This is a genomic window from Primorskyibacter sedentarius, from assembly GCF_004342065.1.
GTDB classification, from domain to species: domain Bacteria; phylum Pseudomonadota; class Alphaproteobacteria; order Rhodobacterales; family Rhodobacteraceae; genus Primorskyibacter; species Primorskyibacter sedentarius.
Genome location: NZ_SLZU01000024.1, coordinates 36,496 through 45,757, shown reverse-complemented (window position 1 = coordinate 45,757; position 9,262 = coordinate 36,496). Strand labels below are relative to the sequence as shown.

The window sequence follows — 9,262 nt, the reverse complement described above, 5'->3', positions numbered from 1 at the left end:
GGAACTCGGCCGTGTAGCTCGGGGTATGTTTCTTGTTTGTCATGAGGCTCACCTTTTAAGAGTTTTACTCTCCGGTAAACCCGGGGCGGTTCAGTGCGACCGGACAGAACAGCCCAAACGACCCGGGCATTTTTGTTAGCGAGCGCGACGGCCACAACATTGGAGTGCCGCCGATCGCGCATCCGCTCGATCCACAGGCTTCGCTTGTCTGTTTTGCCACCTGCCTTCCGTAGAACTGCGCGAGCGCCATGGATCAACAGGGTACGCAGGTATCGGTCTCCGCGTTTGCTGATCCCAAAGAGGCGGGATTTGCCGCCACTGGATCGCTGTTTGGGAACAAGTCCAAGCCAAGCCGCAAATTGCCGTCCGTTCTTGAAGCAAGTCCGGTCACCAACAGCGGCGACCAGCGCTGTAGCCGTTATCGGCCCGATCCCTTCAATCCTGCCAATGCGCTGGCACATCTCGTTAGAACGAAAGAGGTCTCGGATGCGTTTGGTGTAAGCTGCAATGCGATCATCCAGTTCACAGAGTTCTTCGCGAACGTCGCAGACCAGATCGACCATCATGTCACCCAGCTGAGCATATGTGCCATCGGCAATCTGCGACAATGCGCACCGGATCCTTGAGATGTCTCGGGCGACGACCAGACCATGCTCCGCCAACAGCCCCCGGATTTGGTTTACCAACCTGGTCCGATCCGACACCAGTCTCTGGCGGATGCGATGAACGGCCTGGATCTCAAGCTGGTCCGCAGACTTGACCGGTACGAAGCGCATCGACGGTCTGCTGATGGCTTCGCAAATCGCTTCGGCATCGTTTCGGTCGTTCTTGTTGGATTTGACATAGGGCGTCACGAACTGCGGTGAGATCAGGCGGACTTCGTGCCCAATATCTGTGAACACCTTCGCCCAGTAATGCGATCCGCTACAGGCCTCTATGCCAACTATGCAAGGCGGCAAATCAGCGAAGAACTGCGCCACGGCATCCCGCCGCAATGTCTTCCTTAGAACTGCTCTTTCCTGAGCGTCCACACCATGGACCTCAAAAATGTTCTTTGCCAAATCCAATCCGATCCGCACAATTTCCATGATACATCTCCTTGCTTTGCAAATGTCTTATCGTGGCCGCCCGAAGGCAGCGGGGTCCATACCATTGGCTCCCGCATAGCAAGGCTTAAATGAGACTGCGTGTACCTTTTCAGAAGCGGTCTTGTGTCCGGCCTGTTTGCGCGGTCATCACCGCTGGCCCTGATGGGATCCGCAGATCAGGTTCCTATCTGCTTCGCGGGCAATTGCGCCCGGGACTTTCGGCGGAGCGTCCTGATCATTGCGGCTGAATGGTACACCATCACATCGTCGGTCTTGCTATCTCGTGGGCGCGCGCCGACCTACGCCGCGTGCGGTTTGTAGGGCTCATCTCTGGTCAGCACGGCCCATATGATCCGCGCAGTCTTGTTTGCCATGGCGACGGTCGCAAGCCGGGCTGGCTTTCTTTGCAACAACTTCGTCAGCCATGGATCGGCGCGGTCTGGATGATTGGCGACCTGCCGCACTCGCGATGTCATTCCGACCACGATGAGCTGGCGCAGGTATCGGTCACCCATCTTGGTGATCTTGCCCAATCGTTCCTTGCCGCCGCTGGAGTGGTTGCGAGGGGTCAGCCCTAACTGACCTTCCCCCGCGGTTAGGGCCGGTTTGATCTGGAATCTTCCGGTTGGGTTTGAGTGCTGAGCGGCAGCGTGTAGACCGCAAGAGTCTCAAGCGCTGACGCGGTGGTTTTCGTCCGGAACTCCGTAGGTGACAGATATCCAAGCGCCGAATGAGGGCGCTTGCTGTTGTAGTGGTTTCGCCATTGACCGATTTCCTCGCGCGCATGGCGTAGTGATCGGAACCAGTGAAGGTTCAGGCACTCGTCCCGGAATTTGCCGTTAAAACTCTCCACGAAGGCATTCTGCACAGGCTTGCCGGGCTCGATAAATCGCAGCCGCACACCGGTTCGTTCGGACCAGTCGAACATGGCTTTGCTGGTGCCTTCGGGTCCGTTGTCCAGAATAATTTCTTCCGGCAGGCCAACGCGCAGCGCCAAGTCATCGAGGAACCGGGCAACGCGAGCCCCAGGGATCGACACGTCGATAATTTGACCGGGGCAGAACCGGCTGTGGTCATCGACGATGTTGAGTACGCGGAACCGGCGATAGTCAGCCAACTGATCGCTGACGAAGTCCAAGGACCATCGTTGCATGGGCCTCTCCGGCACCTGCGGTGCTACGCGATCCCGCCTGGGCAGTTTACGGCGCTTCTTGGTGCGAACCTGCAAGCCATGCTCGGTGTAAAGCCGATATGTGCGCTTGTGGTTCACAACGAGACCTTCCCGACGCAGCATCGCGTGCAGGCGCAGATAGCCATAGCGCCGGTGCTCCGACGCCGCTCCTTCATGCGTTTGATTGCGGCCTCGTCGCCTTTTGGCTGCGGTCGGTATTGCTGCACTGACCGCGCCAGGTCAACGATCCGGCAGGCGCGCCGCTCGCTGAACCCACGCTCGGCCATCAGAAAGCCCACAGCTCGTCGCTTCGCCATGGGCTCACCAATGTTTTTGCAGCAGATCCTTCATCGCGGACATGTCGAGCATCTGGTCCGCGACGATCTGCTTCAGCTTGGCGTTTTCCACTTCCAAGGCCCTCAGACGCTTGGCGTCGCCAGCCTCCAGGCCACCGTACTTCTTGCGCCAACTGTAGAAGGTCGCCGAGCTGATGCCGTGACGCCGACAAACGTCGTCCGTCTTCGCGCCTGCCTCGCTCTCCTTCAGCACACTGATGATCTCGTTTACATGGGCTTACGCGGCCCCGCTGGGGCCACGGTCCCATTCCAACTCTGTGAAACGCTTCCGCTTCATGGGTCTTCCTCCTTCGTCCATTCAAAGGTGGAAAATTCCAGTTCGCAATGGCCCGGAAACCGGGGGGAAGGTCAACCATGAGGAGCTGGATACCAAAATGGTATGACAGAACCCTGTAACTTTGGTACGCACTAACTTATAAAGTGGCTGGGACTAAAATGGCTTAGGCATACCCCTCACCGCAAACCAGAGAGCATACGTTGTGAATTTCCAAATTAAAAACGTCATGACACGCTCCAAGATTGGTCGTGGCGAAAAGAGTAGCGCTCACCCTCTATTCGGTAAGGATTTGAGATTTTCCGATTTTGATACGATTGATGACAGAAATTATTTCACAATAATCTTAGGGAGAAACTCAATTGGAAAAAGTCAGCTTTTATCTGATATCGCTGAATCTCTTTGCTTGGAAATTGGTGAATTTACATCAAGGAGGAGTTCATCTCTTAATATTTCGATGACTACATCGTCAGGTCAGAATCTCACTGAGATCGTCATGGACGGCCGAGGTTCAAGTGACGGAAAAACCCGCCCGCGGGATGTACTTCCGAACCGAATTGTGGCCAGTGCAACCACACCATTCGACAAATTCCGGCTGTCAAGAGATGTTATTAGAGAACGCGTCCCTTATCGGGACGATGAGTCTATGCATCATGAGCAACGCTACTACTATGTTGGGCTTCGAGATACGAATGGCAGAACGAACTTCAGATCGGCAATTTTGCGAACGATTCGAGGAATTTTCTTGAACGAAACCCGGACCGCAGACCAATTATCAAAAGTAAAATTGGTTTTCGAGTTTCTGGGTCTGAGGCCCGTCGTGCAGGTGGCATATTCCTTAGGGGTGATGTCAAGCGCTCGACGGCTTATAGAAGATCTAATTTCGGGAAATCCCATTGATCACGCTGTCTTGGAAAACTCTTCCACAGGGAAAATGAATCGCCTGGGACTATTATTACAGACGGATCCCACAGGATTGGACAGGGTTCGCCGAGCCTTGCTGCATGCAAAAGAAAACTACGACCACGGACCTTTTCAAGGCCGTATCGAAGTAGAGATTGGGCAAGACACTAATGCTGCGGCCCTGCTCAGCGAGCTATTTCTTCTGAAGGACTTGAGGCTGCTCAATTTTCGTGAGGTTTTCCTCCGACGTCACGACGACGGCGACCCCTTAGAAATTCTTCAAGCAAGCTCAGGGGAAATATCGATTATTTCCGGAATACTTGGGATTGCGTCAGGAATCCAGGATTCATCTCTTATTCTCATTGATGAACCAGAGATCAGCCTTCATCCAGAGTGGCAGGATAGATATTTGGAGCTACTCAGGGAGACATTTTCGGCATTTCGTGGGTGTCACTTCATCGTTGCAACACACTCCCCCATTATAGTATCGGACGCCAAGAAAGAAGACACAACAGTGCTTAATTTGACGCATGTATTAGATGGTAGCCATCAGCGCGAAAGCCATTTTGCAAGGTCGATTGACGAAATCGTCGCAACTCAGTTTGGTGTGATTGATGACGACAATCTATACGTCAAGCAGGAGATAATTAGGGCGGCAAATGCGATTGCGCGGGGGGAAGTTGGATCTTTAGATTTCAAAAGACGCCTTGCAATGCTGAAGAAGCTTTCCAAGGATCTTGGTGCAAGTTCCAAGTTGGGAAGGGCCATTGATGACATTTCAAATCTGACAAAATAAAAATGTACGCAAAAATTTCATTCAGCGGCGAGCAGCAGGCTGTGATTGAAGAGATCCTCCAAGGCCGTCTTGACGATGCATCCTGTGATGTGTGGGGGTGTGAGGCAGCCATGAATTTGCGCAAGGCGATCAAGGATTTCGGAATCCAGTCTCAAGATTACACTTGCTGCTATTGTAGAGAAATCACCCATTCCAACAGTCATAAAGTTTGGGAGGTAGAGCACGTCTTGCCGCTAAGTGATTTTGCCCAATTTGCATTTGAGCCTCTGAACCTCGCAATTTCTTGCCCTGACTGCAATACTGCAAAGTCCAACAAGAAGGTTTCAAACACGAAAGCCAAAAAAAATGTCCCAACCCAAAGTGCGATTTACTTTATAGTTCATCCACATCTCGACAACTACGATGAGCACATCAAGAAAAGCGGGCTATTCTTCTATCCAAAATCCAAAAAAGGGCGAAAAACTATTGAAACCTGTGGTCTACTCAGGCTCGCCGAAAAATACGTGGACTGGGAAAGTCTTGAAGAGGTCGAGCGAATTGAGGCAGAGGCGAAGGCACTTCAAGGCAACAGCGGCGATCAAGCTAAGATAAAAGGTTTGATTTCAGACCTTCTGTCTCTCTTGTGAGAAACGGGTTTTCGCCATGTGATTGAAACTGTTAGTTTGGATGTATTCTTCCAAGGGCGATCTCGGGCTTGGCCGAAGACATGGTTCATAGGCAATGATCACATTGTTGCGCGTTGCTGCCGCTTTTCACCTGCGCAAAAGACGTTCGCTCTCTCGCCATCTCTACTCGCGGTGTCATACTCGCTCAGTTAACCGGATTTTTTTCAGAAAGTGCGTTCGTTTTTTCGCCACAGTTCACTCAGTCCAAGCGGCAAGTGGAAGTTCATTCAACTCGCAGCGTATATTTCTCCAATGAGGAAGATTGCTATCTAAAACCCGAATGAACTTTTTGTCATGTGTAGGATAGATAAGGTGCGCGAGTTCATGAAGGATAACGTAGTCAATCATCCGCTCAGGCTTTTTTGCGAGCTCCGCATTTAGCCAAATAATGCTCTTGTCAGGATTGCAGCTGCCCCACTTAGTTTTCATTGGGCGTATACCCCATTTTCGCGGTTGTACTTTCAAATGCAAAGCCCACTTCTCAAGTCGAGGCGCCGCCAGTTTCCGAAGCTCAGATTTCAGCCAGGCATTCATCCAGCGGCGTAGTTTCTCCTGCTCAGTGCTTTCTGGGATGTTAAACAAAAGCTTATCGTTCCCCATCCTGAAGAACCGGTGTACCTTCTTGTCCCATTCCTGCACTTCAAGTCTCAGTGGCCGACCAAAAAGGAAATGTGTTTCGCCGGAAATGTAGCGGCGTGGAGATTGGCGTTCTTGGCTCAGAAACTGTGTCTGTTTGCGCCTTATCCAGGACATCCTGGTCAAGACGGCGAGCCTGATTGCATCCGCGGTTACATTTTCTGGGGCGGCAACCCTGACCCTACCTTCGGGCGGATAGCAACCTATGTGTAGATTCTTGATCTTCTTGCGGACGATCTCAACGTCGAGGCCGCCGATCTCAGCAACCTCAGTATTCATTTTGATTCTTCAATATCTCGAAAACCCGTTCCACAGCGCTTGCGTCATCCAGGACTTGCTCCAAGCAGCGCCAGACCTTCCTTTCGCGCATTTTGTTACCACGCCAACCGAATGGCGCTGTTGCTCGGACCGCGGCGTCTACCTTCAGGGCAAGCGCTTCGTCGTTCTCCAGGTTATCGAATAATGCCTTCTGGCCGACGCTCCCGATCGTCTCGGGATACTCTTTGCCATGTCCCGCTTTTGCATCCCTAACCAAGGCTGCGATCCTTTCGAGATATTCGGCGTATTCGATGGCCTCATCACGCCGTTGGCGCACCAAATCAGTGAGAAGTTCCGACATTTTTTCATAGAAGCGCGGGTTGACGGGGCTCTCCTCGATGATCAGTTTTCGAACGTTGTTTTCAATCGCCTCCGCCACGTTCTGGCGCTTGCCTTTAGAGGCAGGAGGCAGGCTGTCTTCAATGTCTGAGCCCTTACTGACAACCAGATCAATAAGGCTGATGTCACCAAGGTGTGAGATGACTTCCGAGTCGTCTGCGCGGATATAGTTATCGATCAGATGCCGCATAGCAGGTTCAAAAAGCTTCATATCCACCGCGTCGCCGCTATGCAATCTGACGGCATCTTTAATCCCGATGGCACGCTCTACTTCACAACGGCACTCGGTTAACTCCAGGTCGTTTAGGCTCGAACCTTCGGGCTCCGCCGCAATGTTCGCATAGGCGCGGGCGTAGCGACCGGCGATCTTATACAGTGCTTGGCGTCGCCGAGCCTTTTCTTCAGCATCGGGATCGTTGTTGATCCCCTGTGGGCTCGAAAAATATGCAAAGATTTCGTCATCTGATTTTGGCTGTTCGACGCTATCCATAAGGCCCAGCCAAGCGTCTCGCGCCACCCGTAGGTCCTGATCTGCCTGCTCAGCGCGGTCGGTGATCAGCCCTTCAACATCCTCTTTGTCAAAGGCATCGAACGCCTCGGATGTATAATCTTCGACAGCACTTTCGATATTCCTGAACAAATCTTTGTAGTCGACGATATATCCGAAATCTTTGTCTTCCCCATCAAGGCGGTTAACGCGACAGATAGCTTGAAAGAGGCCGTGATCGCGCATCTGTTTGTCGATGTAGATATAGGTGGCCGTTGGAGCGTCAAATCCTGTCAGGAGGCGGCTGACTACAATCAGCAGTTTCATGCGGCCAGGCTCTTTCTTGAACAGCCGCAGGGCTTCCTCTTCGTAATCTTCTTCTGAGGTTTCGCCCAGGAGGTCCGTATAGACGCGATGGACGTATTGCTTTTCTGTTTCGCCCATGCCGGTTTCTTCACCGGTGATCTCAGGTGCTGCGCGTTTGTAAGAGGTCACAATCGCGCATTTCTCCGCCAATACAGAGCCGGACTTCTTAAAAATTTCGAAGAACTTGCAAGCCTCAGGTATCGAACCCGCCACCAACATGGCGTTACCCATCCCGGCATGCAGCCGTGGCTTCATCTCCATGTCCATAATGATATCGTTGGCGATCTGCTCCAGTCGGTCGCGGCTCGACAGCACGCGTTGCAAAGTGCCCCATCGCTGCTTCAAGGCCGCCTTCGCGATCGGAGTCAGGCCCTTGGTCTTCGCCTCGAACCAGGCGTCGATCTTACCTGGTGCGCTGATCCTTTGATCGATATCCCGTGCCTCATAGCGTAGGTCCAATACCACGCCATCTTCGACCGCCTCATCAAAGCGGTAAGGCTTGCCGATGTAGGGGCCGAATGTCTCCAGGGAAGTGCCTTTGTCTGACTTCAGCAATGGTGTGCCGGTAAAGCCGACGAACATCGCCTCTGGCAACACCTTGCGCATCGCGCTGGCGAGCTTGCCGGATTGCGTGCGGTGAGCCTCATCGATGAACACGAAGAACTCGCCGACAGGTGCCCCGATGTTGGCGTTCTGGATGTCGGAGATCAGCCCCTCCATCTCGCCCTCTTCGCGCTTGCCGAATTTATGGACGAGGGAGCAAATAACGCGGTCGGTCGGATCGGCCAGCGCGGCCATTAGGTCATTGCCAGACCGCGCGCGCCGCACCTTGTCGCCTGTGTTGCCGAACACGTCTTCGATCTGGCTGTCCAACTCCTTGCGGTCTGTCACGATCAGGATACGGCCATCTGGGAATGCTTCCCTGATCCAGCGCGCCAGCATCACCATGATCAGGCTTTTGCCGGACCCCTGCGTCTGCCAGATGATCCCGCCTTGCTTTTCCCGCACGCGGGTCTGTGCGGCCTTCACGGCAAAATACTGGTTGGGGCGCGTGATCTTTTTGATGCCTGCGTCAAACAGGGTGAAGTCGTGGATGATTTCAAGGAACCGCGCGGGGGTCATCATATGCGTGACATCACGGTCAAGCGGGCCGGTGATCTCGCTGTCTTCCTTCCAGGCCAGCCAGTAGGGCTGCGGCGTCTGGATTGGGGCGTAGCGTAGCCCCTCACTGTCGTTGCCGGCGAAGGTGATCTGCACGGCGGTAAAGAAATGTCGGATAAACTCGGGCCGCTGGTTGTCGAGCGTCTGACGGATGCCTTCGGCGACGCCCACGGTGGATTTTTTCAACTCCACCACACCCAACGCGATGCCGTTGACGAAAAGCACCAGATCGGGACGTTTGTTCCAGGCCTTGGCGTCCTTTCCCTTGATGGCGACCTCTTCGGCGACGCCCATGTCGTTGGCGGCGGGGTCAGACCAGTCGATAAAGCGGACGGTGACGGGGGCCTCACCCGGGCCAGGGGCGACGGCCACACCATAGCGGAGCATCTCGTAAAAGCTCTGGTTGGCCTCGTAGAGCTTGGTGCCCTCCATTCGCGCCTCGCGCTTCAGTAGGGTAATAGCCCTGGTGACGATTTCAGGGGCGTAACCTCGCGACAGGAGCCAGGGACGCAACAGATCCTCCTCAATATTGGTATTGCCCTCGCGCTTTTGCCAATCACCGAGGTAGCGCCAGCCGAGGCCACCGGGCGCGTCGGTCTGATGTGCGCTGAGCAGGTCGATGACCCTGTTCTGTGCCTTGCGTTCCGCCTCGCCGATCTTGCCCATGGCATTGTCCCTATCTCTTGAAATTCATTTGCTCAA

Annotated in this window: 5 protein-coding genes and 2 pseudogenes; 2 read left to right on the top strand and 5 right to left on the bottom strand. The window is 53.7% G+C overall.

The window, feature by feature from the left end:
* The 3 genes and pseudogenes from EDD52_RS20380 to EDD52_RS20370 all read right to left on the bottom strand — a co-directional run.
* A partial coding sequence (locus tag EDD52_RS20380) for an IS110 family RNA-guided transposase (protein ID WP_243652039.1) occupies nucleotides 1–1,088 on the bottom strand: 1,088 nt, incomplete at its 3' end.
* Between the two features lie 299 nt (nucleotides 1,089–1,387).
* Nucleotides 1,388–1,666 (bottom strand): annotated as a pseudogene (locus tag EDD52_RS20375) (transposase); the annotation flags it as partial.
* Between the two features lie 17 nt (nucleotides 1,667–1,683).
* Nucleotides 1,684–2,817, bottom strand: a pseudogene (locus EDD52_RS20370) (IS3 family transposase).
* Between the two features lie 301 nt (nucleotides 2,818–3,118).
* Between EDD52_RS20370 and EDD52_RS20365 the strand changes: the two are divergent.
* Nucleotides 3,119–4,588: an AAA family ATPase gene (locus EDD52_RS20365; protein ID WP_132248440.1), complete on the top strand. Its 1,470-nt coding sequence runs from the start codon at nucleotides 3,119–3,121 to the stop codon at nucleotides 4,586–4,588.
* A gap of 2 nt (nucleotides 4,589–4,590) precedes the next feature.
* Nucleotides 4,591–5,214, top strand: a complete 624-nt coding sequence (locus tag EDD52_RS20360) for an HNH endonuclease (RefSeq protein WP_132248438.1) — start codon at nucleotides 4,591–4,593, stop codon at nucleotides 5,212–5,214.
* A gap of 234 nt (nucleotides 5,215–5,448) precedes the next feature.
* Here EDD52_RS20360 and EDD52_RS20355 read toward each other — a convergent pair whose 3' ends face one another.
* Nucleotides 5,449–6,168: a M48 family metallopeptidase gene (locus tag EDD52_RS20355; RefSeq protein WP_132248436.1), complete on the bottom strand. Its 720-nt coding sequence runs from the start codon at nucleotides 6,166–6,168 to the stop codon at nucleotides 5,449–5,451.
* The gene (locus tag EDD52_RS20350; RefSeq protein ID WP_132248434.1) at nucleotides 6,158–9,226 is read right to left on the bottom strand and encodes a type I restriction endonuclease subunit R; all 3,069 of its coding nucleotides are present in this window, start codon (nucleotides 9,224–9,226) and stop codon (nucleotides 6,158–6,160) included. The genes EDD52_RS20355 and EDD52_RS20350 overlap by 11 nt, the downstream gene beginning before the upstream one ends.
* Nucleotides 9,227–9,262: the final 36 nt, after the last annotated feature.

What these genes read in the sequence shown, in the direction of transcription:
- EDD52_RS20365 (WP_132248440.1), top strand. Translation starts at nt 3,119, where the DNA reads ATGACACGCTCCAAGATTGGTCGTGGCGAAAAGAGTAGCGCTCACCCT.
- EDD52_RS20360 (WP_132248438.1), top strand. Translation starts at nt 4,591, where the DNA reads ATGTACGCAAAAATTTCATTCAGCGGCGAGCAGCAGGCTGTGATTGAA.
- EDD52_RS20355 (WP_132248436.1), bottom strand. Translation starts at nt 6,168, where the DNA reads ATGAATACTGAGGTTGCTGAGATCGGCGGCCTCGACGTTGAGATCGTC.
- EDD52_RS20350 (WP_132248434.1), bottom strand. Translation starts at nt 9,226, where the DNA reads ATGGGCAAGATCGGCGAGGCGGAACGCAAGGCACAGAACAGGGTCATC.